Annotated in this window: 26 protein-coding genes; 11 read left to right on the forward strand and 15 right to left on the reverse strand. The window is 64.6% G+C overall.

Annotation, left to right across the window (positions count from 1 at the left end):
- The 3 genes from ACESL9_RS11455 to ACESL9_RS11465 form a co-directional block, all read right to left on the reverse strand.
- Nucleotides 1-1,329 (reverse strand): DEAD/DEAH box helicase (locus tag ACESL9_RS11455; RefSeq protein ID WP_372674840.1); only part of this gene is annotated, 1,329 nt, incomplete at its 3' end.
- 192 nt (nt 1,330-1,521) lie between these two features.
- Nucleotides 1,522-2,487, reverse strand: coding sequence for a glycosyltransferase family 2 protein (locus ACESL9_RS11460; RefSeq protein WP_372674841.1), 966 nt, complete (start codon nt 2,485-2,487; stop codon nt 1,522-1,524).
- A 44-nt stretch (nt 2,488-2,531) separates the two neighbouring features.
- Nucleotides 2,532-4,139: a peptide chain release factor 3 gene (locus ACESL9_RS11465; protein WP_372609981.1), complete on the reverse strand. Its 1,608-nt coding sequence runs from the start codon at nt 4,137-4,139 to the stop codon at nt 2,532-2,534.
- Nucleotides 4,140-4,299: 160 nt separating this feature from the next.
- On the opposite strand from ACESL9_RS11465, the gene ACESL9_RS11470 reads away from it, so the two are divergent.
- Nucleotides 4,300-4,665, forward strand: a complete 366-nt coding sequence (locus ACESL9_RS11470) for a BrnA antitoxin family protein (RefSeq protein WP_372609983.1) — start codon at nt 4,300-4,302, stop codon at nt 4,663-4,665.
- Between the two features lie 157 nt (nt 4,666-4,822).
- Here the strand turns inward: ACESL9_RS11470 and ACESL9_RS11475 are convergent, their stop codons facing one another.
- A complete protein-coding gene (locus ACESL9_RS11475) occupies nt 4,823-5,836 on the reverse strand; it encodes a Hint domain-containing protein (protein ID WP_372674842.1) in 1,014 nt (337 codons plus the stop codon).
- A 187-nt stretch (nt 5,837-6,023) separates the two neighbouring features.
- On the opposite strand from ACESL9_RS11475, the gene ACESL9_RS11480 reads away from it, so the two are divergent.
- Both ACESL9_RS11480 and ACESL9_RS11485 read left to right on the forward strand, forming a co-directional pair.
- Nucleotides 6,024-6,803: an SDR family oxidoreductase gene (locus ACESL9_RS11480; protein WP_372609987.1), complete on the forward strand. Its 780-nt coding sequence runs from the start codon at nt 6,024-6,026 to the stop codon at nt 6,801-6,803.
- Nucleotides 6,804-6,856: 53 nt separating this feature from the next.
- Nucleotides 6,857-8,209, forward strand: coding sequence for an MATE family efflux transporter (locus tag ACESL9_RS11485; RefSeq protein ID WP_372609989.1), 1,353 nt, complete (start codon nt 6,857-6,859; stop codon nt 8,207-8,209).
- 79 nt (nt 8,210-8,288) lie between these two features.
- Here ACESL9_RS11485 and ACESL9_RS11490 read toward each other — a convergent pair whose 3' ends face one another.
- The gene (locus ACESL9_RS11490; RefSeq protein ID WP_372609991.1) at nt 8,289-8,690 is read right to left on the reverse strand and encodes a hypothetical protein; all 402 of its coding nucleotides are present in this window, start codon (nt 8,688-8,690) and stop codon (nt 8,289-8,291) included.
- A 23-nt stretch (nt 8,691-8,713) separates the two neighbouring features.
- Nucleotides 8,714-9,916 (reverse strand): pyridoxal phosphate-dependent aminotransferase, encoded by a 1,203-nt coding sequence (locus ACESL9_RS11495; protein WP_372674843.1) that lies wholly within the window; start codon nt 9,914-9,916, stop codon nt 8,714-8,716.
- An 87-nt stretch (nt 9,917-10,003) separates the two neighbouring features.
- Here ACESL9_RS11495 and ACESL9_RS11500 point away from each other — a divergent pair, with 87 nt between their 5' ends.
- The 3 genes from ACESL9_RS11500 to ACESL9_RS11510 all read left to right on the forward strand — a co-directional run bounded on the left by ACESL9_RS11500 (nt 10,004) and on the right by ACESL9_RS11510 (nt 11,285).
- Nucleotides 10,004-10,408, forward strand: coding sequence for a multiprotein-bridging factor 1 family protein (locus ACESL9_RS11500; RefSeq protein ID WP_372609995.1), 405 nt, complete (start codon nt 10,004-10,006; stop codon nt 10,406-10,408).
- Nucleotides 10,401-10,661, forward strand: coding sequence for a succinate dehydrogenase assembly factor 2 (locus tag ACESL9_RS11505; RefSeq protein WP_372609997.1), 261 nt, complete (start codon nt 10,401-10,403; stop codon nt 10,659-10,661). The genes ACESL9_RS11500 and ACESL9_RS11505 overlap by 8 nt, the downstream gene beginning before the upstream one ends.
- A 126-nt stretch (nt 10,662-10,787) precedes the next feature.
- Nucleotides 10,788-11,285: a MarR family winged helix-turn-helix transcriptional regulator gene (locus ACESL9_RS11510; protein WP_372609999.1), complete on the forward strand. Its 498-nt coding sequence runs from the start codon at nt 10,788-10,790 to the stop codon at nt 11,283-11,285.
- A gap of 39 nt (nt 11,286-11,324) precedes the next feature.
- Here the strand turns inward: ACESL9_RS11510 and ACESL9_RS11515 are convergent, their stop codons facing one another.
- The 3 genes from ACESL9_RS11515 to ACESL9_RS11525 form a co-directional block, all read right to left on the reverse strand.
- Nucleotides 11,325-11,753 carry a VOC family protein gene (locus ACESL9_RS11515; protein ID WP_372610001.1) on the reverse strand — a complete coding sequence of 143 codons (429 nt, stop codon included), beginning with the start codon at nt 11,751-11,753 and terminating at the stop codon, nt 11,325-11,327.
- A 63-nt stretch (nt 11,754-11,816) separates the two neighbouring features.
- Nucleotides 11,817-13,172 (reverse strand): surface lipoprotein assembly modifier, encoded by a 1,356-nt coding sequence (locus ACESL9_RS11520; RefSeq protein ID WP_372610003.1) that lies wholly within the window; start codon nt 13,170-13,172, stop codon nt 11,817-11,819.
- A 13-nt stretch (nt 13,173-13,185) separates the two neighbouring features.
- Nucleotides 13,186-14,337, reverse strand: a complete 1,152-nt coding sequence (locus tag ACESL9_RS11525; RefSeq protein ID WP_372674844.1) for a hypothetical protein — start codon at nt 14,335-14,337, stop codon at nt 13,186-13,188.
- A gap of 222 nt (nt 14,338-14,559) precedes the next feature.
- On the opposite strand from ACESL9_RS11525, the gene thyX reads away from it, so the two are divergent.
- The 3 genes from thyX to ACESL9_RS11540 all read left to right on the forward strand — a co-directional run bounded on the left by thyX (nt 14,560) and on the right by ACESL9_RS11540 (nt 16,353).
- Nucleotides 14,560-15,468 (forward strand): FAD-dependent thymidylate synthase, encoded by a 909-nt coding sequence (gene thyX, locus ACESL9_RS11530; protein WP_372610009.1) that lies wholly within the window; start codon nt 14,560-14,562, stop codon nt 15,466-15,468.
- Nucleotides 15,469-15,575: 107 nt separating this feature from the next.
- The gene (locus ACESL9_RS11535; RefSeq protein WP_372610011.1) at nt 15,576-15,887 is read left to right on the forward strand and encodes a hypothetical protein; all 312 of its coding nucleotides are present in this window, start codon (nt 15,576-15,578) and stop codon (nt 15,885-15,887) included.
- 151 nt (nt 15,888-16,038) lie between these two features.
- Nucleotides 16,039-16,353 (forward strand): HPF/RaiA family ribosome-associated protein, encoded by a 315-nt coding sequence (locus ACESL9_RS11540; RefSeq protein ID WP_372610013.1) that lies wholly within the window; start codon nt 16,039-16,041, stop codon nt 16,351-16,353.
- Nucleotides 16,354-16,361: 8 nt separating this feature from the next.
- On the opposite strand, the gene ACESL9_RS11545 is transcribed toward ACESL9_RS11540, so the two are convergent.
- Entirely contained in the window at nt 16,362-16,568 is a 207-nt protein-coding gene (locus ACESL9_RS11545) for a cold-shock protein (RefSeq protein WP_111366853.1), read from the reverse strand.
- Between the two features lie 209 nt (nt 16,569-16,777).
- On the opposite strand from ACESL9_RS11545, the gene ACESL9_RS11550 reads away from it, so the two are divergent.
- Nucleotides 16,778-17,092 (forward strand): arsenate reductase family protein, encoded by a 315-nt coding sequence (locus ACESL9_RS11550; protein WP_372610079.1) that lies wholly within the window; start codon nt 16,778-16,780, stop codon nt 17,090-17,092.
- A 30-nt stretch (nt 17,093-17,122) separates the two neighbouring features.
- Nucleotides 17,123-17,491, forward strand: coding sequence for a hypothetical protein (locus ACESL9_RS11555; RefSeq protein WP_372610015.1), 369 nt, complete (start codon nt 17,123-17,125; stop codon nt 17,489-17,491).
- A 12-nt stretch (nt 17,492-17,503) separates the two neighbouring features.
- On the opposite strand, the gene ACESL9_RS11560 is transcribed toward ACESL9_RS11555, so the two are convergent.
- The 5 genes from ACESL9_RS11560 to ACESL9_RS11580 form a co-directional block, all read right to left on the reverse strand.
- Nucleotides 17,504-18,088, reverse strand: a complete 585-nt coding sequence (locus ACESL9_RS11560; RefSeq protein ID WP_372610017.1) for a DoxX family membrane protein — start codon at nt 18,086-18,088, stop codon at nt 17,504-17,506.
- Nucleotides 18,085-18,843, reverse strand: a complete 759-nt coding sequence (locus tag ACESL9_RS11565) for a DUF2063 domain-containing protein (RefSeq protein ID WP_372610019.1) — start codon at nt 18,841-18,843, stop codon at nt 18,085-18,087. The genes ACESL9_RS11560 and ACESL9_RS11565 overlap by 4 nt, the downstream gene beginning before the upstream one ends.
- A complete protein-coding gene (locus ACESL9_RS11570) occupies nt 18,840-19,709 on the reverse strand; it encodes a DUF692 family multinuclear iron-containing protein (protein ID WP_372610021.1) in 870 nt (289 codons plus the stop codon). The genes ACESL9_RS11565 and ACESL9_RS11570 overlap by 4 nt, the downstream gene beginning before the upstream one ends.
- 53 nt (nt 19,710-19,762) lie before the next feature.
- Entirely contained in the window at nt 19,763-20,068 is a 306-nt protein-coding gene (locus ACESL9_RS11575) for a DUF2282 domain-containing protein (protein WP_372610023.1), read from the reverse strand.
- Nucleotides 20,069-20,645: 577 nt separating this feature from the next.
- A partial coding sequence (locus ACESL9_RS11580) for a hypothetical protein (RefSeq protein WP_372674845.1) occupies nt 20,646-21,561 on the reverse strand: 916 nt, incomplete at its 5' end.

The following is a 21,561-nucleotide window of genomic DNA, read 5'->3' on the forward strand; positions in this document are numbered from 1 at the left end:
ACGAGGCGGCGCGTCTTTTTCAGGCTTTTCGGCCTTTTCGGCAGGTTTGGAGGCACTGCGTTTCGGCGCGGGTTTGGATTTCGGGCTGTCCTTGGGCGTGTCCTTGGCGGCATTGCCCGAGGTATCCTTGGCCGCTTCCGTGGGAGTGCTGTTGTCCGTGTCGCTTGCGGGTTTCCCGCCCGTGATCGGGTTGTCGACCCGGGGAATTTCCTTTTGAAGCAGCTTCTCGACCGCTTCGAGATTCTTTTCGTCGCGCGGGCCGCAGAGCATGAGGGCCTTGCCCTCGCGCCCGGCGCGGCCGGTGCGGCCGATGCGGTGCACGTAGTCCTCGGGGTGGCCGGGAACGTCGAAATTGAACACATGGCTGACTGCAGGCACATCGAGCCCGCGGGCGGCGACATCGGAGGCGATCAGCAGCTTGAGCTTGCCTTCGCGAAAGCCGTCGAGCGTGCTGGTGCGCTGTGACTGATCGAGATCGCCATGGATCGGCGCTGCGTCATAGCCGGATTTCTTAAGCGATTTGGCGACGGTGTCCACGTCGGTCTTGCGGTTGCAAAAGACGATGGCGTTGGTCAGCTTATCGCCCTCGCCGTCGATGAGCGCGCGCAGGAGATTTCGTTTCTCGCTGGCCTCGCGGTCGCGCCGCGAGGGGTGGAACATCACCACGCCCTGTTCGATTGTCTCGGAAGCGGTGGCCTGGCGGGCGACCTCGATCCGGGCCGGGGCCGAGAGGAAGGTGTTGGTGATCCGCTCGATCTCGGGGGCCATGGTCGCCGAGTAGAAAAAGGTCTGGCGGGTGAAGGGGGTGAGCGAGAAGATGCGCTCGATATCGGGGATGAAACCCATGTCGAGCATGCGGTCGGCCTCGTCCACCACCATGATCTGAACGCCGTTGAGCAAGAGCTTGCCACGTTCGAAATGGTCGAGCAGCCGGCCCGGCGTGGCGATCAGCACGTCAACGCCCTTGTCGATCAGCAGATCCTGTTCCTTGAACGAGACCCCGCCGATCAGCAGCGCCTTGCTCAGCTTGACGTATTTCGCGTAGGTGTCAAAGCTTTCGGCCACCTGTGCGGCGAGTTCGCGCGTGGGGCAGAGCACGAGGCTGCGCGGCATCCGGGCGCGGGCGCGTCCGCGGGCCAGCATCGAAACCATCGGCAGGGTGAAGCTGGCGGTCTTGCCGGTGCCGGTCTGGGCGATGCCGAGAACGTCGCGCCCTTCGAGCGCATGGGGGATCGCGCCGGCCTGAATCGGGGTCGGGGTTTCATAGCCCGCCTCCGCGACGGCCTTCAAGACCTTCGGGTCGAGGTTCAGATCTGAGAATTTTGTCATTTTTATCCGTAGTTTACGGACAATTAGCGCCCGTAGCGGCTGTTTCGGGGTGGGCCCGGATGGCCCTGTGGCAGTTCACAATGATTACCCACGCGGCAGACATATAGAAAACCGGCGGCAGCGTCAATCACGTGGGCGATTCCGGGGGCAATCGGGTGTTGGGGGTCTTACTGTTTCGCATCGCGAGACAGTTCAGGCAAGATCCGGGAAGTGCCGGGCGCGCTTGGCGTCGAGGTTTAGGTCGTAACAGCGCAAGAGCCCATGCGCGTCGAGCCGTGCGCGCAGATCGGGCGTGGCGCGGCATGTTTCATCGTAGAAGGCGCGCAGCCCGGTCTCGCCTTCGGTCGATTCGATATAGGTGAAAAGCTCGTGCATCGACATGCCGCCCATGTCGCGGGCGCGGTTGGGGGCAAGGGCGGGCCGATAGGAGCCCTGTTCGAGCCTGTAGCGATAGCTCTTGATGAAGTCCGGCCAGCTCCCGGCGTGCATGTGGCACAGCTCTGTCTGGTCAAGCTCGACCTGCCCCGGGTTCTGAATCCCGCCGAGCTGGATGTTGTGGATCTTCATGGTGAGCTCCTTGATCCCGGTGCGAAAGAAGAGCTTGCCCGCGACATGGCTGAGAAAGCCGCCATTGAGAAACCCGCCATAGGTGGGGAAGATCGCCGCGGTCTGGCGTTGGCGAATGGCGCGGTCGTTGGTCATTGCCTTGAAACAGGTGTGACCGGCGGGAATGTCGTCGATACCGTCAGACGAAAGCGCCTCGATGGGGCGGATGCGGGCGCAGAGGCAATCGCCGGAAAGAGATTGAAGTTGGTCCTCTAACGAGCTGTGAGGCCATAGAAATTCGTCAACGTCAATATGCGCGATCCAGTCAATTTCGCTGGCTTTGCGATGATAGGCGTGGCGGGCGTTGGCGGTCTGGCGGGCCTGATGCTTGACCGGGCGGTTGGCGCTGCGCCAATGGTCGGGGCCGGCCTTGAACACACGGATCTTGGGGTGTTTTTTCAGTGCCGCGAACGCCGCCGGGTTGTCATCGTCGAGATAGATGAAAATCCGATGTGCACCCAGGTCGAGGTGATGGGCGGCGAAATCGGCGATTTCGCGCAGCGGCGCCTTTATCGTCGAGACGATGCCCCAGCGAAGCCGGTCCTGTGGCATTCAAGCCCTGCCTTGCTGTGCTGCGTGTGCGTGTGGCATGTGGATCAGACCATCATTTCCTTGGTGGCCTTGAGCTTCACATCGGGATGGTCGCGTTCGATCCGGTCGATGTCCCATTGCAGGCGCGTGAGGTAGACGATGTCGCCATCATGGTCATGGGCGATGTGCTGCTTGTTGGAATTGGCAAACCTGTCAACGGCTTGCCTGTCGCCGCTCACCCAGCGTGCGGAGGTGAACTGCGACGGTTCGAAGCGCACCGGGATGCCGTATTCCATCTCGATCCGCGAGGCCAGAACCTCGAATTGCAGGGCGCCGACGACGCCGACGACAAAGCCCGAACCGATGGCGGGTTTGAACACCTTGGCGGCGCCTTCCTCGGCGAATTGCATGAGCGCCTTTTCAAGATGCTTGCCCTTCATCGGGTCGGTGGCGCGGACCGATTGCAGAAGCTCGGGCGCGAAGGAAGGGATGCCGGTGACGCGCAGCATCTCGCCCTCGGTGAGGGTGTCGCCGATGCGCAGCTGGCCGTGGTTGGGGATGCCGATGATGTCGCCGGCCCAGGCCTCTTCGGCGAGTTCGCGGTCGGAGGCGAGAAAGAGGACCGGTGCCGAAACGGTCATTGGCTTCTTGCTGCGCACATGGGTGAGTTTCATGCCGCGCTTGAAATGCCCCGAGGCGAGACGCATGAAGGCGACGCGGTCGCGATGCTTGGGGTCCATGTTCGCCTGGACCTTGAAGACAAAGCCTGAAACCTTTGTTTCCTCGGGAGAAATCTGCCGAGAGTCGGCGGATTGGGGTTGCGGTTCGGGGGCGTAGGCGGCGATGCCTTCCATCAATTCCTTGACCCCGAAGGAGTTGATCGCGGAGCCGAACCAGATCGGGGTCATGTGGCCTTCGAGAACGGCCGCCGGGTCGAGCGTGGGCAGGAGCTCGCGCGCCATCTCGACCTCGTCGCGGAGCTGCGCGAGCAGGTCGGCGGGCACGTGCTCCGCAAGAAGAGGGTCGTTCAACCCCTTGATTTCAATGGTTTCGGCCACGCGGTTGCGGTCGGCCCGGTCCATCAGTTCGAGCCGGTCATTGAGCATGTCATAGCAGCCCAGGAAATCATGGCCCTGCCCGATCGGCCAGCTGGCCGGGGTCACGTGAATGGCCAGCATTTCCTGGATTTCGTCGATGATCTCAAAGGTGTCGCGCGCCTCGCGGTCCATCTTGTTGCAGAAGGTCAGGATCGGCAGATCGCGCATGCGGCAGACCTCGAAGAGCTTTTGGGTCTGGCTCTCGACCCCCTTGGCGCCATCGATCACCATGACCGCGGCATCGACCGCGGTGAGCGTGCGATAGGTGTCTTCGGAGAAATCCGAGTGCCCGGGCGTGTCTACAAGATTAAAGCGGAAGGTTTTGAAATCAAAAGACATTGCAGACGCCGAGACAGAGATTCCACGATCCTTTTCCATCTGCATGAAATCCGAGCGGGTGCGCCGTGCCTCGCCCTTGGCGCGGACCTGTCCGGCCATCTGGATCGCACCGCCGAAGAGCAGGAATTTCTCGGTCAGCGTGGTCTTGCCGGCATCCGGGTGCGAGATGATGGCAAAGGTGCGGCGCCGCGCGATCTCGGCGGGCAGGTCGGGGCGGTTATGTGCGATGTCAAGCATGAGCGCGCGTATAGGTAAGGTTTGGGACAATGGCAAGAAAAGAGGGGGGTGACATCCGGCTGCCGCGCGGCTGCTGTCCGGCTGCCGTGCGGTGGGCTTGGCCTGCGTTAACCTTTGACGGTCAGGGTTGCGGCGAGGTTGACGCAAAAGGACAAGTCGGATGAGTGAAACGAAACGCATGGCCGAGGCGCGGATGGTCGAGGAGTTGCGGCGGTTCCAGGCGCAACTGGCGCAGGACTGGGTTGACCGGTCGCTGCCCGAGGAATGGAACGGCCTTGCGTCGCGCCAGCCGCTGGAGCCGGTCAAGGAGCGGGTGACGATCCGGCTCGATGCGGACATGGTGCGGTGGTTTCGCAAGCTGGGCCCGGGATACGGGCGGCGGATCAACGCGGTGCTGCGGATCTACTGGGAGGCGCTGAGCGCGGGGCGGATCAAGGCGCATTGGGACGAGGACGAGCTGTCGCCGCCCTTCATGGAACTGATCGAGCGGATGGCCGAGCTGAGCGAGGCGCGGCGCGGCGACTGAGTTCTGCCCTGCCCATGACGCGCGGCCCACCCACCCACCCGCCGCGCGCCATGGGCAGGGGAGCCGCATGGGGGCGTGGGGCCCGGGTGATGGCGGGGCATGAGTATTTTTGCCAAGAAAGAACAGGGGCGCGCGCCTTTTGCCGGGCGCCCCGGTGTCAGCGGGTCGAGGCGCGGCGCAGGATCTCGGCCGCGTCGGGGCGGTCGAGCAGGTTCTTCCCGATCTCGAAGTCAAGATGGCTGGCCGTGGCGTGGCGTGGCAGGGTCTTGGCCATCTTCGCGGCCACACCGTCGGGCAGGGCGGGCCGGGTGCGCGGGTCGATCAGCAGGGTTTCGGCGGCAATGCCCTCGGCGAAGATGATCTGGTGGCGGTCGAAGAGAAGCTGGAAGTAATCGACGAAGCCACCCGCCTGCACCCGGACGGTATCGCCATTGACGAGGTGGCGCGCGCGCACGAGCAGTTCGGGGCGGCCCGCGCCGATCCGGTCGGAGCGTTGGTAGATGAAAAGCCGGTGATCGGGCGAGACCAGGAGGTCATGCTGATTGTGCAGGGTGCCCGCGGTGATCAGGATCGGGGCGAACTCGCCGACGGCGCGCACAGTGTTCTGGCCGATCCAGCGGATCGCCTGCGGGCCCTCATCGCGGGTGAGCACGCTGTCGCCCACTTGCAGCTCCTCGATCGGGCATTGCGCGCCGGTGGCCAGCGCGATGCGCGTGCCGCGGGCGAAGGCGACGCAGGCGACCTGGGCAAAGCGCGCGAGGGCGTCCTTGCGGTCGATGCCGACCAGCAGGTAATCGGTCCTGGGGTGCAGGGTGGCCAGCGGCAGGCCGTAGATCTCGGCGACGTGGCCTTCGGCATCGACCTCGACCAGCACCAGAAGCTCGGTCACGTCGCTGGCCCGTGTCATGAAGGTGAGGCAGGAATCGAGCACCACGGTTGCCCCGGGCCGGCCCAGCGGAGACTCGTCGGCGACGGTGAAACGTCCATTGTCGGCGGTATGCAGCGACAGCCGGGCGGGGCTCGCGTCGGCGGCCAGCTCGTAGCAATCCTCGGGCACAAGGTCATCCGCGAAGCCGAGCCCGTCGCCCAGGTTCGCGCCGTTGGTAACCCGCAGCAGGGCCGAGGGATAGACAGGCAGGGCGTAGGCCGGGCGTGTGTGATCGGTTTTCATGGGGGCCTTTGCATGGTGTGCGGGACAGGCGCCGATCTAGCCTAGGATTGTGGCAAGATCGGGTCAACGTGTCGAAGATTTGGCGGCCGCGTGACAGGAGGGCGGGGCGGCGACGTGGGGATCGGCTGGCGTTCCGCGCGGTGGTGCGTTTAACTCGTGGCCGGACATGACAGAAAGGGAGACGGACATGGATCTGGGAATTTCAGGCAAGCGTGCAGTGGTTTGTGCCTCGTCGAAGGGGCTTGGCCGGGGCTGTGCCGAGGCGCTGGCCGGGGCGGGTGTATCGCTGGTGCTCAACGCGCGCGGCGCCGAGACGCTCGAGGCGACGGCGGAGGAGATTGCCGCGAAACATGGCGTCGAGGTGGTGCCGGTGGCCGGTGACATCACCACCGAAGAGGGCCGTGCAAAGGTGCTGGAGGCCGCCGGCGCGGTGGATGTCCTTGTCAACAACGCGGGCGGGCCGCCGCCGGGCATGTGGTATGACTGGGAGCGCGAGGATTTCATCAAGGCGCTGGATGCCAACATGCTGGCCCCGATCGCGATGATGAAGGCGCTGTTGCCGGGGATGATGGAACGCGGATGGGGCCGGGTGGTGAATATCACCTCGGTTTCGGTCAGATCGCCGATCGGCGTGCTGGGCCTTTCGAACTCGGCGCGGGCGGGGCTGACGGGCTATGTTGCAGGCACCGCGCGGCAGGTGGCCGGGTCGGGCGTGACGATCAACAACCTGTTGCCGGGTATTCACGCGACGGATCGTGCGGTCTCGCTCGATGCAAACGCGGCCAAGGCGCAGGGCCTGACCCCAGAAGAGGTGCGCGCGGCGCGCTGTGACACGATTCCGGCCGGGCGTTACGGCACGGCGGAGGAGTTCGGCGCGACCTGCGCCTTCATGTGTTCGCAGCATGCCGGGTTCATGGTCGGGCAGAACGTGATGCTGGATGGCGGGGCGGCGAATATCACCATCTGACGCCTGAAACACCGGGCCTTGCCGCCATGCGGGGCCCGGCGTAAGGGGAAGGCATGAGCCACCCCGTAACATATCGCGAACATGCCCGTTCGGCGCTGACCCTCGGCCTGCCGCTGATCGGCGGGAACGTCGCGCAATACGCGGTGACGCTGACCGATACGCTCATGCTTGGCTGGTACGACGTGGGGGCGCTCGCGGGAAACGTGCTGGGCGGCATGGTGTTCATCGTGCTGTTCCTCTTCGGCTCGGGCTTCGCGCTGGCGGTGATGCCGGCCGTGGCCTCGGCCGAGGCCGAGGGCGACACGGTGCAGGTGCGGCGGGTCACGCGGATGGGGCTTTGGGCCTCGCTGGGGTTCGGGCTGGCGGCGATGCCGATCTTCATCTTTGCCCGGCCCATCCTGGCCGTCATGGGGCAGGAGGCGGACGTGGCCGAACTGGCGGCGCAATACCTCAACATCGCGGGCTGGGGGATCCTGCCGGCGCTGGCGGGGATGGTGCTCAAGAGTTACCTTTCGGCGCGTGAACATACCGGCATCGTGCTGTGGGGGACGGTTGCGGCGGCACTGGCCAATGTGGTGGTGAACTACGCGCTGATCTTCGGCAACTGGGGCGCGCCGGAACTGGGCATCCTTGGGGCCGCCATTGCCTCGGTCGTGGTGCAGACGGTGCTCTTGGGGGCGCTGATGGGCTATATCCTGATCCGGGCGCCCGAGCATACGCTCTTCCTGCGGTTCTGGCGGCCGGATTGGGAGGCGCTCTGGCAGGTGGTGCGCGTGGGGCTGCCGATCGGGCTGACGCTTCTGGCCGAGGTGAGCCTCTTCGCGGCCAGCTCGGTGATGATGGGATGGCTGGGCAAGGTGCCGCTGGCGGCGCACGGGATCGCGCTCAACATCTCGTCGCTGGTGTTCATGGTGCATCTGGGCCTGTCGAGTGCGGCCACGGTGCGGGTGGGGCGGGCGATCGGGCAGCGCGATGCCGATGGGCTCAAGCGCGGGGCGATCGTCGTGCTGGCCCTGTCGATGGTGGCGGCGCTGATATCGGTGGTGCTGTTCCTGACAATGCCCGGCCCGATGGTGGGGCTGTTTCTCGACCCGAACGATCCGCAACGCGAGGCGGTTCTGGCGATCGGGGTGGTGCTGATGGCGGCGGCGGCACTGTTCCAGCTGGTCGACGCGGCGCAGGTGATGGCGCTGGGCCTGCTGCGCGGGGCTCAGGACACCAAGGTGCCGATGCTGATCGCGGTATTGGCCTACTGGGTCGTGGGCGTTCCGGCAAGCTATGGGTTGGGTTTCGTGCTGGACCTTGGCGGCGTCGGCGTCTGGCTTGGCCTGGCGACGGGGCTGGCGGTGGCGGCGGGGCTGTTGATGTGGCGCTTTTTCGCGGTCTCGATGGCGCGCGTGGTCTGAACCGGCAGCCCGTCCTGCCTGCTCTTTCTTGGAAAAAATACTCAACTGCACAACATCGCCCCGGGCGCGGCGTTGAACGTTAGTCCTTCATCAGCCGGTCGGCCTTCTTGCGCACCAGCACCGTGCGCAGGTCGTGCATCGCCAGAAGAAGCGCATCGGTCACTTCCTCGAGCTGGGCATCGGTGGCGCGGGACTGGGCCCAGTGGGTGGTGAGGTTGAGGTGATCCACCGCGCGGTGGATGTCGTCGATGTCGCGCGCGGCAAGGGTCTGCATCCGCGCCTGCATCCAGTCGCGGATCGCCTCGATGTCGCGCTCCGAAAGCTCGCGGCTACCATGCGGCTTGACCTCTCCATTGCGGATGTTGACGACGGCGATCTGGTCCATCTCGATCCGGCGCTGGCGGTTCTCGGTGTCCACGCGGAACACGAAGGCGCCGTTTTCGCGCACCCGGAAGTAGTAATCTGGAAGTTCGCCGCTCATGCCTTATCCGTTACCACAGATTGTCATGTCAGGGCAGCGCAGAAATCCTGTATCCGGGTGCAGGCTTCCTTCAATGCCTCGTCCGAGGTCGCGTAGCTCACCCGGAAACAGGGCGAGAGGCCGAAGGCCGCGCCAAAGACCACCGCGACGCCCTTTTCCTCGAGCAATGCCTTGGCGAAGGTCTCGTCATCGTCGATCTTGACGCCACCCGGGCTGGTCTTTCCGATCAGGCCGGCAATCGAGGGATAGACGTAGAACGCGCCCTCGGGGGTGGGGCAGGTCATGCCGTCGATCTGCGAGAGCATCGAGACCACGAGGTCGCGGCGGCGTTTGAAGGTGGCGTTGTTGGCGGCGATGAAATCATGGCTGCCATTCAGGGCTTCGACCGCGGCCCATTGCGAAATGGAACAGGGATTCGAAGTCGATTGCGACTGGATCTTGCGCATCGCGCCGATGAGCTCTTTCGGTCCGGCGGCATAGCCGATGCGCCAGCCGGTCATGGCGTAAGCCTTGGACACGCCGTTGCAGGTCAGCGTGCGCTCGTAGAGCCCCGGTTCGACCTGCGCGGGTGTGCAGAACTCGAAATCGTCATAGGCGAGGTGTTCATACATGTCGTCGGTCATCACCCAGACATGGGGGTGACGCATCAGGACATCGGTGAGGCCCTTCAACTCGGCCCGGCTATAGCCCGCGCCGGTGGGGTTGGAGGGCGAGTTGAAGATGAACCACTTGGTTTTCGGGGTGATCGCGGCTTCGAGTTGATCGGGGGTGAGTTTGAAACTGTTTTCAAGCGTGGCCTCGACCGGCACGGGAGTGCCTCCGGCGAGCAGCACCATGTCGGGATAGCTGACCCAGTAGGGTGCGGGGATCACCACCTCTTCGCCGGGGTTGAGCGTGGCCATGAGCGCGTTGTAGAGGATCTGCTTGCCGCCCGTGCCGACGCTGACCTGATCGGGCGCGTAATCGAGACCGTTGTCGCGCTTGAACTTGGCGCAGATCGCCTGTTTCAGCTCGGGGATGCCGTCAACGGCGGTATATTTCGTCTTGCCCGCCTCGATCGCGGCGATGCCCGCGGCCTTGATATGGTCGGGCGTGTCGAAATCGGGCTCGCCCGCGCCGAGGCCGATCACGTCCTTGCCCTGTGCCTTGAGCTCGGCGGCAAGGTTCGAGACGGCGATGGTGGGCGAGGGTTTGACGCGCGAGAGCGTGTCGGAAAGGAAGGCCATGATGTCGGAACCCCGGTTTGTGTTTCGTCGTCACCTGTCATAAGTTGCCACGGCACCCCCTTCAAGCGGGAAGAGAAAGGATCGAAGATGAGCGACACTCTGGCCGAGGGCTGGTTCGACCCGGAAACGGCGACCTTTGGCGATCGCGTCGCGGGCGCGCGCGAGGCGGCGGCCATGACGCAGAAACAACTGGCCAAGCGGCTGGGCGTGAAGCTGGTGACGCTTCAGGACTGGGAAAACGACATCAACGAGCCGCGCGCGAACAAGTTGCAGATGCTGGCCGGGGTTCTCAACGTCTCGCTTACCTGGCTGCTGGACGGCAGCGGCGATGGTATCGACGCGCCCGAGGACGTCCAGCCGATCAATGACGAGCTGGGCCAGATCCTTGCCGAGCTGCGCGAGTTGAAGGCGCGGGCCAACCGAACGGCGAACCGCTTGGGCTCACTGGAAAAACGCCTGCGGGGCCTGGCGCGGGAGGGGCAACTTGGCTGAGGCGCGCGAGGCGCGGTTGAAGCGCATGAAGATGCGTTCGATGCGGCGCGGCATCAAGGAGATGGACCTGATCCTGATGCGTTTTGCCGAGGCGCGGCTCGATGCGATGGACGAGGCGGCGCTCGATGCCTATGACGGGCTCTTGAACGAGAACGACCAGGATCTCTACCAGTGGGTGAGCGGGCAGGCCGTGCCGCCTGCGCATCTGCGTGGCCTGATCGAGGCGATCTCGGCCGAGATCGGTCGCGATTGATCGGCTTTTGGCTCAAAATGTCTGTTTCGGGATGCGCGGCGCGCGTCGTGGCATGATCCCGATTTAACGGATTTTTCGGCTTTTTATCTCAATCTCGCTCTCCAGGCGGTTTGGATGGAGACGAGAATGAGTATGCACATGCCGATGACCAAGGAGGCCGGGCCCGGTTTCATGAGTGGCTATCTCGACGCGCTTGCGCTTGTCGAGCGATTGCACCGGCTGCTGCTCGACGTGATCAAGGACGAGTTCGAGCGGCTGGGCGTTCTGGACATCAACGCGGTACAGGGGCTTTTGCTGTTCAACATCGGCGACAACGAGGTGACGGCGGGCGAACTCAAGTCGCGCGGCTATTACCAGGGGTCGAACGTGTCCTACAACCTCAAGAAGCTGGTCGAGATGGGATACATGCACCACCAAAGATGCGAGATCGACCGTCGCTCCGTCCGGGTGCGGCTGACCCACAAGGGCCGCGAGATCCGTGACATGGTCGGCGCGCTTTTCGCGCGCCATGCCGAGGGTCTGACCTCCAGGGGGGTGATTGACGCGCAGGGGATCGAGGATATCACCCGCGCGCTCAAGCGGATCGAACGCTATTGGGCCGACCAGATCCGCTATATCTATTGAGCCGGGCGGCGCGCGTGGCCGCCCGGTGTGATCGGCGGCCTACCAGTGGCCGGTGTTTTCCATGCTGAGCCACGGCTCGGCCGGGGGCAGGGGATCGCCCTGCTGCAAGAGCTCGATCGAGATGTTGTCGGGGCTGCGCACAAAGGCCATGCGCCCGTCGCGCGGCGGGCGGTTGATCACCACGCCGTTGTCCATCAGGTGCTGGCACATCTCGTAGATGTTGCCGACCTCGTAGGCGAGATGCCCGAAATGGCGGCTGTCGGAGGGCAGGCCCTCGTCGCCGTCCCAGTTGTAGGTCAGTTCGACCGGGCATTCGGGCTGTCCCGGGGGGGCCATGAAGATCAGCGAGAAACGGCCCTCTTCGCTGTCGTAATGACGGGTCTTTTCGAGGCCCAGGAGCTCGTAGAACGCGATGGAGGTGTCGAGATCCTTTACCCGGACCATGGTGTGGAGATATTTCACGTGCATGTCTTTCCCCTTCACTGCATCGCGGCGCAGGATAACGCCCGCATCGGCAGTGTCGAGGGGGGATCAGAAGGCCGACCGCAGACCGAGCGCCATGCCCAGGTTCTCGACATCGAAAAGGCCCACATTCGAGTCGGTGCGGCTGGCGCTGAGGGTGAGGGTCGGGGTGAAGCCCAGATACTCCACCTTGTCGAAGCCGAGGGTCATGTCGAGCGATGCCTCGCGGTCGCGGCGCGCCCCGGCGCGGTAGGGCGTCGCCGGGTAATCGCGCGCGCGCAGGCCAACGCCGAAACTGGTCTCCATGCCGAGGATCGGCTCCGGGGGTGCATAGCTCAGCCGTGTGGCGACCTCGGAGAAATCGGCCGAGGCGTTGGAGGCGTTGCTGCGGGTCAGTTGCAGGCTGAACCCCACCTGGCCACGGTTGGGAAGCACCCGCGCATAGCTGGCCCGCGCGCGCAGGAGATCGGCATGGGGGGCGGCGGGGCCGCGGGTGCGTTCACCCGTGAGCTTGACCTCGAGCCGCGACACCCGCGAGAGCGGCATGGTATGCCCGACCGAGAGCCGCGCGAAATCGGAATAGGGGGCGCCGCCATACCATGTCTTGCCCAACTCTCCCGAGAGCGTGGTTTCGCGCCGCGTATCGAGTTGCATGAAGCGTTGCGTGACGCCGGCGGACACGGCGGCAAAGGCGAAATCGCTGCCCTTGGCGGTGGGGGCGATGCGCCGTGCCTCGGACGAGAGGCGGTAGTCGCGGCGTTGGGCCCTGAAGGTGAGGTCGGTGGCGCGCTCCGCGCTTTCGGCCACCCGGTAGCGCAGCGCGGCGCCGCCCATGAATTCGAGGCCCGAAAGCGCGCGCGCCGCGCCCGAGAGGTTGACATCGGGCAGGCCGAAGAGATCGATCGTGGAATTGGCGCTGCCGTTGTTGACGTTGGATTTGGGCGTGATGCCGAAACGAAGCTGCACCGAGAGCGGGTTGCGTTTGCGCACATAGCGGAAATCGCGCACCGCCGCCTGGCGGAGCCGCTCATCGGGGGCGTGGTGGGCGGCGCGGCGCAGCCAGAACTGCGCGCGGGTGCGCCTGTCGGCCGAGGACAGCGCCTGGGCCATCGCAAGGGACGCGGCGTGGCGTTCGCGGGGCGTCTCGGCGATGGACCATGCGTGGCGGGCATGGCCTCGGGCCTCGTCGAGCAGCCCGGCGTCGCGATTGGCGCGCGCGGCCAGAAGCCGGGCCTGGATATCGCCGGGGTCGCGGGCGAGAAGTGCGTCGGTGAGGGCACGGGCGCGGGCAGTGTCGCCCGCCTCGATCGCGACGATGGCGGCAAGACGCATGTCGTCGGGGTCGAGCGCCACCCGATCATCGGCCCGGGCGACGGGCGACCAGATCAGGCCAAGCATCAGGGCCAGCCGCAGGATACGCCGCATGGATCCCCCAGCGTCAGCGGGTGGCGATGAAGCCACCGGTTTCGCGCACGGTGACGTTGTCGAAACGCGGGTCGTCGCCTTCGATCACGACAATGCCGGCAATCTCGCCGTCCCCGGTGGTGTGATCGCCGGACAGGAGCAGGTAGTAGTTGCCGGTATCAAGCTCGTTGCCCTCGGGATCGACGGTGTCGACCCCGCCCGTGGCCTCGCCGTTTTCGTCCATGACACCCGGCCCGACGCGGAAGGTGATGGTCGGAATCTCAGGGGCCGGTGGGGTGCCGTCGGGGAGGTCGTCGTTCAAGGCGGCGAGGTAGTCGGCAGATATATCGTTGCCGTTCAGGTCGAGGATTTCACGGTCGAAGATATAGCCGCGGATCGCGTGTTCGCAATTGGTGCCGGTGCAGCTGCCTTCGAAGGCGCCGATGTCGATATCAATTTCCGCCTGCGCCCGGACCAGTTCGAGCCCGCCACGCCCCTGGAAATCGCGCAGGCCCGCGTAATCGCCCGAATAGGTGGCCTGGCCTTCCGGGCGTTCCGGAGGGAGCACGAGATCGTCAGCTGTCGGGTCGTCTTCGAGCTGATTGCGCTGGTAGATGAATCCGCCAAAGCCGTAGTTGGCGTAATTGCCGGTGCGCACGACCGCGAACTCGGACACGCCCGAGGGGCTGACGCCATAGACGGCGCGGTGGGTGAATTGCCGGATCGGTGTGCCGGTCACGTCGTCGGGCACGAATGTGGGCGCCTCGTAAGCCGCGTGGCTGCCAAGTTTGCCGGCAGCGCGGCTGTATGCGACGCCATCGGGCTGGGTTCCGTCGAAGGCGAGGCCATCGACATAGAAGGTGTCGTTCTCTCCGTCATAGAAGATGTCATTGGCGAAGCCGTTGCCATAGTTGGAGTCGTTCGCATCCGTGACCCGCGCTTCGCTGCGGTAGATGCTGGTGTCGGGTGTCGGATCGGTCGTGCCCGGGGGCAGGCGGCCGTCCGACTCGATCGGGCCGCCGGTGTCGCCATCGGTCTCCCCGCCGTTCTCGCCAGCGGGATCGCCGTCGTCGGTTTCGTCATCCATGAAGGGGTTCGAACTGTTGCCGCATGCCACGAGCAAGCAAAGCGCCGACACTGAAAGAAGCTGTTTCACCATCCCGATAGCTGCCTTTTTATCTGCCACGATCATTTTTCTTGTCGCCCCGTTCCGAGAAATGCCGGGAAGGGGCGCCACTTTTCCTGAAACTCTTGCGCTGGAATATGCAAAAGTCAATCAAGGCACGCCCGCGCGCCCGTGGTTTTCGCGCGGGCGTTGCAAAGGCGACCCGCTCGCCTTGTGTTTCCGCCTTGGGCAATCTCAATCTATGGTAAGGACAAAGCGATTCTGACCCGAAGGACCAAGCGGATGCCCCTGACCCCCGAACAGCAGGCCGAGATCGACGACCAGCGCGCCAGCCCGCGCCAGACCCTGCGCAGCGTGAGCGAGGGGATGGAAAAGCATCTCTATTCCGCGATCCCGGTTCTGGATCACGGGTTCGTGCGGGTGATCGACTACATGGGCGACGACGCGGCGATCTGCCAGGCGGCGCGGGTGTCCTATGGCAGGGGCACCAAGAGCGTGCAGAATGACGAGGGGCTCATTCGTTACCTGATGCGGCACTGGCATTCGACGCCGTTCGAGATGTGCGAGGTCAAGCTGCATGTGAAGCTGCCGGTCTTCGTGGCGCGGCAGTGGATCCGGCACCGCACGGCGAATGTGAACGAGTATTCGGCGCGCTATTCGATCCTCGATCGCGAGTTCTATATCCCCGCGCGGGAGGCGCTGGCGGCGCAATCCTCGGTCAACAACCAGGGCCGGGGCGGGGGGCTTTCGGACGAGGAGGCAGCGCGGGTTCTCGATATCCTCAAGGGGGACGCGGCGCGGTGCTATGATCATTACGAGGAAATGATCAGCGACGAAGGGCAGGCGGGGCTGGCGCGCGAACTGGCGCGGATGAACCTGCCCGCGAATATCTATACCCAGTGGTATTGGAAGGTGGACCTGCACAATCTCATGCATTTCCTGCGCCTGCGCGCCGATGCCCATGCGCAATACGAGATCCGGGTCTATGCCGACGCGATCTGCCAGGTGGTGGCCGACTGGGTGCCGTTCGCATGGAAGGCGTTCGAGGATTACCGCATGGGGGCGGTGACGTTCTCGGCGCAGATGATGGACTGCCTGCGACGGATGCTGGCGGGCGAGGAGGTCACGGCGGAAAACGCGGGCATGAGCGCGCGGGAATGGCGCGAGTTCGAGGCGGCGCTCAGGGGATGAAATGGGACGGCCGGGCGCCGGCCTTGGGCTGTCCAAAGGATTTGACCCGCGCGGAAAATCGACCTAGCCTTTCGACACCGGTATTTTCAAGTCAACGGGGGGCTTTCATGAAAAGGAATTTCATCATCGGGGCGGTGCTGGCGGTTTGGGCCGTGCCCGCGGTTGCGTCGGATGCCTACAAGGGGCCGCCGGTCAAGGGGCCGATGCCGGTCTTTGCCTACGAGACATCCCAGAACCATTGCCCGGCAGGGCTTCGGCCGGTCGTGATGGGCGGCGTGATCAGTTGCGGCACCCCGAACCATGGCATGTCCTACCAGGCGGCGATGGCGCATCCGGGACAGGCGGGCCAGACACGCCATGCCCGCCGGGTGGCCGACCGCTATTGCGCCGAGGGCATGAAGGGCTGCGTCAGCCGCTGAGGCGCAGGTTCGCAGCGGAAAACCGAATGCGGTCGGGCATCGCTCGGCCGCGGTCGAATCGGTTGGCCGGGCCGGTCGCACCGTCCCCTTGCATCCGCGCATGGGCGGGCATAGCTAGGTCTGCATAAACGTTTGAATGAAAGGGCAGCCCATGCATATCCAGGTCAACACCGACAACCACATCCAGGGCGACGACCGCCTGGCCGAGGTGGTCGAAGAGGTTGTGGCCAGCGCGCTCAAACCCGTGGCCAAGCGGATCACCCGCGTCGAGGTGCATCTCAAGGATGTGAACGGGCCCAAGGGCGGCGAGGACATCCACGCCACGGTCGAGGCCCGGCCCGAGGGGATGCGGCCCTATGCGGTGCAGGAGCAGGGCACGGATATTCGTGCCACGGTCAAGTCCGCGGCAGAGACATTGCGGCGCAGGCTCGAAAGCGAGTTCGGGAAACGCGACGAGCGGCGCTGAGGCGGGGCTCAGGCGGGTTTTATATCCCCGGCCATCTGTCGGCCGTCGCGACCCTCCACCAGTTCGAAGGTGACTTTCTGATTGTCGGCAAGTCCGGTCAAACCGGAGCGTTCAACCGCGGATATATGCACGAACACATCCTTGCCGCCGCCTTCGGGTTCGATGAAGCCGTAACCTTTGGTGGTATTGAACCATTTCACGGTGCCATTCGGCATGCCGCTTCTCCTTTCACGTCGTCATTGGCCGGGCGTGGGCCGGGCCGGTCTTGTCGGGGTTGGCCCGTGATCTGACCGGGCTGATGCAGGCCTGACATCAAGCGTCCCCCAGGGAATGATTGCACTGCTTTTGTAAAAAGCAAGAAAAACGGGGATGAACCGGGGCGAAAACCGCGATAGGAAGGCGGCTGATGAAATCGGGGGCAGTGATGCGGATCTATGGTTTGAAAACCTGCGATACCTGCCGCAAGGCATTGAAATCGCTTGATGGTGCCGTTCTCGTCGACATCCGGGCCGAGGGCGTGCCGGAGGACGTGATGGCGCGCGCGCTGGAGCAGTTCGGCGAAAAATTGCTCAATCGGCGCTCGACGACGTGGCGCGGGTTGAGCGAGGACGAGCGGCAAGGCACGCCCGGTGCGTTGATCGCGGCGCACCCTGCGGTGATGAAACGACCGCTGATCGAGGCCGGTGACCAGCTGTACCTGGGCTGGGACAAGGATGTGCAGGCCGCGCTTTTGCGTTGAGCGGAGTTCTGCGGGAAAAGAGGTGAAAAGATGCGCAATGCGGCCTTGATGCTCGGGATTATCGGCGGTCTGATCGCGATGGTGATCGGGTTCTTTTCTTACGGGTGGACGGAAGCGACGGCGCGTCATGCCGAGCTGACCGAGATTTTCGGACCGGTCGACAACCCCGAACTGATCCGCGCGGCGAGTTTCCTCGCACCGCTTCTGGCGATTGCCGGGGGGGCGATGGCCAAGGTTCGCGCGCTTTGGGGCGGGATTTGCATGCTGATTGCCGGGGGGCTGACGTATTACGCCTTCGGCTTTGGCGTCTTTACCATGTTCCCGATCGGGTTCTGTGTCCTCGGCGGTATCCTCGCGCTGGCCGCGGGGCGGCCGGACGAGCCGAAATCGCATTTCTGAGTGCCGATGCCTTCAGTTCGATAGCGGCACGGCGGCTGAATCCCGCGCCGGAGCGCGGTTCAGAATCAGACGGTCGAGCGAGAGCGGGCCTGCGCCCTTGATGACAAGGGTGACGAGCAGGAAGACCCAGAGCGCGCGCTGGTCGAGGATGATGCTGCCGGGTGCACCATCGAACCATGCGCCGAGGCTGGCCGGTTCGGAGATGACATCATGGCCGTAAAGATCGGTCAGGGTCATCACCACGACAAAGCCGATCATGCCGAGCGCGGCAAGGCGGGCGAAGAGGCCCAGAACGACCAGCACCGGCAGCAGGAATTCGCCCCATGTTCCGGCTGTGACCACGGCCCAGTGGAACAGCCCGAGTTGCGAGATGTCATAGCCTGCAGCCTCCATCGCGCGGGGGAAGATCTGGGCATAGGCGCCCATGGACGGGGAGAAGAGACCAAGCATGCCGTCGCCGAGCTTGGTCAGGGCCGATTTCCAGAAATAGACCAGCAGGATGGCTGCGAAGAGAACGCGCGCCAGTGTCGGCAGGAGCCAGTCGCTGCGTTCGAGCGCCTTCGCGGTGGCGTGGTGAATGCGGATCAGGGTGTTCATGGGGCTTCGTCCAGGGTTGTGTTTATGACGGCATCGTCCTGCAGGAGCAGGCCAAGCAGCGGGGAAAGATCGAAATCGGGCGCCGCTTCGCTGGCTCGCTCCATGGCCTCGCCCAGCGTGGCACCTTCGGTGATGACAGTGAGAAACTCCGCGCCACCGGCGGGCAGGAGGCGGGGGAGCGGGTCGAAATCCGGGCGGGTGACAAGCACGTCCTGTGACCGATGCGGGGGCTGGGGGGCGCCCTCTTGGGCGTTGAAGCGCCAAATGCCGTGGATCGGCCAGGGCGAGCGCAGGAGCCGCGTGGCCGGTGCGAGGCGCAGGCGCAGGCGGGGCAGGTCCTCGGGCGGGGTCTGGCTGAAGATGGCCGGGTCGATCGGGTCGGTGTCGGCGGCATGGTAGCTGTCGACGAGGGCGCGTTCGAGCCGGGCGGTATCGGGAAGATAGCCCAGATGCGCCAGCGGTTCGCATCGTGCGAGAAAGTCGGGGAAATCCGCACCATAGCGCGAGAGGACGGGCGATCGGGGCGGATGCGCGCGCAGGTAGGTGCCGGCGAGGGTGGCGAAGGCCCGCGCCCCGATCAGCTTGCGGATAACCGGGAAGGTCTGTTCCAGCGCCTCGGTGAGCGAGACGGCGACATTGTTACGATAGACCCAGAAGCGCCGCCCGGCGGGTCCGCCGCGCCCATCAAGAAGATCGGGGGGCATGGGCTGCGCGGGATCGAGGATCGCGCCGCGGAACGCGCCTTGGCGGGTCATGCCGGCACCTCGGCGGGATGCGCAGCGACCAACGCGGCGTCTGCGCGGGCGGCTTCGTCCACAAGGGCGGGCCAGTCGGGCACGTCATTGTCCCATTCGATGAGCGTGGGGCGGGGGCCGGAGCGGACCAGCGTGTGATCGAGCAGCGCCCAGACCGGTTCATCGACCGCGCGCCCGTGGCTGTCGATCAGGAGGGGGCGGCCATGGTCGTCCGCGTCGGTGTCGTGCCCGGCAAGGTGTATCTCGCCCACGCGCTCGAGCGGGAAGGCGTCGATGTAGCCTTGCGGCGAGAAGCCGAGATTGGTGGCGGAGACGAAGACGTTGTTGACATCGAGCAGCAGCCCGCAGCCGGTTTGACGGGAAATTTCGGCAAGAAAATCAGTCTCTTCCCATGTGCTTTCGGCAAAGGCGAGATAGGAGGACGGGTTTTCGAGCAGCATCGGGCGGCCAATGGATTCCTGCAATTCGTCGATATGGTCGCAAACGCGGGACAGGGTTTCGTCGGTATAGGGCAGCGGCAGGAGGTCGTTGAGAAAGGCGCTGTCATGGGTGGACCATGCGAGATGTTCGGAAAAGCTCGCCGGTTGCAGCCAGTCGCAGAGATGGCGCAGGCGCGCGAGATGATCGGGGTCGAGCCGCCCCTCGCCGCCGATCGAGAGACCGACCCCATGGACGGAGATCTCGAAACGCTCGGCCAGGTGCCGCAGTTGCGCGATCGGTCGGCCACCGTCGCCCATGTAGTTCTCGGCGTGTATCTCGAGCCAGCGGACCGGGCCGGAATCGGCGATGATCGCGCTGTAATGCTGGGGTTTATAGCCGACGCCGGGGGCGTGGGGCAGGGTGGTGGCTGGGGTCTGATCAAGCATCAAAGTTACCTTGGGCAGGGGGCGGGTGGGGATTGCCCCCACCCGGCAAGAGGTCACGATTGCGGCAGGTCGCGGTCGAGCTCTTCGAGGCTGCCGGTGCGGGGCGTGCCATCGGCCATTTCGGGAAGCTCCATCGTGGTGCAGGTGCCCTCGTCTACGAGGGTCCAGGCGTTGCCCTGGTAGTCGACGGTCGAGGTGCCCGCGCAGGTGGTGCCGGCGCCGGCCTTGCAGTCGTTCTGACCCGCGAGCGAGACGCCGTAGCACTTGACCTTTTCCTCTGCCGAGGCCGTGGTGGCGTGACTGGCCATTGCGGCAGTGACGGCGGTGGCGATGGCCATGGTTTTGATTGTATTGGACATTTTGATCTCCCTTTTGATCGATGAATTTCGGATCGCACCATTGCGATGGTGAATTGGTAGCAACCCGGCCAGCTCACGGGCCACTCACGACGCCGTGCTTCACGTGAGTGTCAGAAGGGCTGGGGTATGCGTGAGGCGATGTGATGGGCGCGCGGGCGCAAGTCGTTGAAAACGCGGCAAACAGCAAGCGGCAAGGGCGCGGGCGTGTGGATTCCGGCATTGGAATGTTTCAGCCCCGGCCCCTCATGCAGGGGCGTGGGCGATGCTGCGGCGCGGCAGATCGATGCGGTTAACACATAGCTGAACGGGCCGCGAGCGGGGGGTGATCCGCGGCTGCGCCCCGGCTGCCGGGCGTGCACCGCCGCGTCGCGGCATCCGGCAAGGAAAAATTGATCAATGCAGCGCGCGGTGCCGCCCGGCAGGCCGGGTCAAGTGCGCTTTGCGGTTCCCGCCTGAAGGATGCCGCCGGGCGACGGCGCGTCCCCGGTCGCGCGAGATCGCGCGCAGCGGGGTGGGGAACGCGAAGCGCCGGACCTGATCGGCCCGGCGCAGCACTCGTTTCCGCGAAGGCCGAGGGTCAGAGAAGCTCGACTTCCTCTTCCTGCTCGGGCTCCTCTTCCTCGGAGTCCGGCTCTTCGGCAGTGCTCTCGTCCCCGAGGAGCGAGATCATCATACCTTCCGTGTCGTCTTCGGACATGTCGGAGGATGACTCTTCCATCTCCTCGATCATCTCTTCATAGGCGGCGACAAGGGCGTCGGCATTCTCGAAACCTTCCTCGGGTGCGGTAATGCGCATCTCCTCGATCTCCTCGGGGTCGCCGTCTTCGTTCGTTTCGTAGAAGCGAACGTCCTGCATTTCTTCGATGGGGAAATACCCGACCTCGTCGAAGACGGCGACATAGTTGGCAAAGGTGCCCTCGGCCTCCTCGGGATCAAGGCCGGCGGCCTCGATGTCCTCGTCCTCCAGCTGGTCCCAGATGATCGGATCACCGGCGATCATCTCGCCATCCTCGGATTCGGATTCGACGAAAAACACCTTGTCATAGGTTGCGGCGTCTTCGTCCTCTTCGTCCTCGTCCTCGTCCTCGTCCTCTTCTTCCTCTTCCTCGGGGTCGCCCGAGACCGCCTTGATCGAGCCTTCCTCGGTGCTCGTGGAAGTGGCGCGGATGCCGAAGATGTCGATGTCGTCGATGCTTTCGACATCAAGCTCGAGGGTCATTGTATCGCCCTCGCCGAGATAGGTTTCCTTGTCCTCGCCTTCGCGGCCAAGACCCGGGCGGCTGAGCTCCACGGCATCGTCCCACTGGACCCGTTCGTCTTCATATCGCGAGCCGCCGCCATTCATGTTGAGCGGCCCGTTGAGATCGGCGCTCGGGCCGCTGAAATCGTCGTCTCCGAAATAGACGGCATTCACATCCATGTGCCCGCTGTCGACGCCGATATCGGCCAAAACGCCGCCATTCTCATCTTCGTACACGGTGACGGTGTAAGAG

It is taken from the genome of Aquicoccus sp. (genome assembly GCF_041686535.1).
In the GTDB taxonomy this organism is placed as follows: domain Bacteria; phylum Pseudomonadota; class Alphaproteobacteria; order Rhodobacterales; family Rhodobacteraceae; genus Aquicoccus.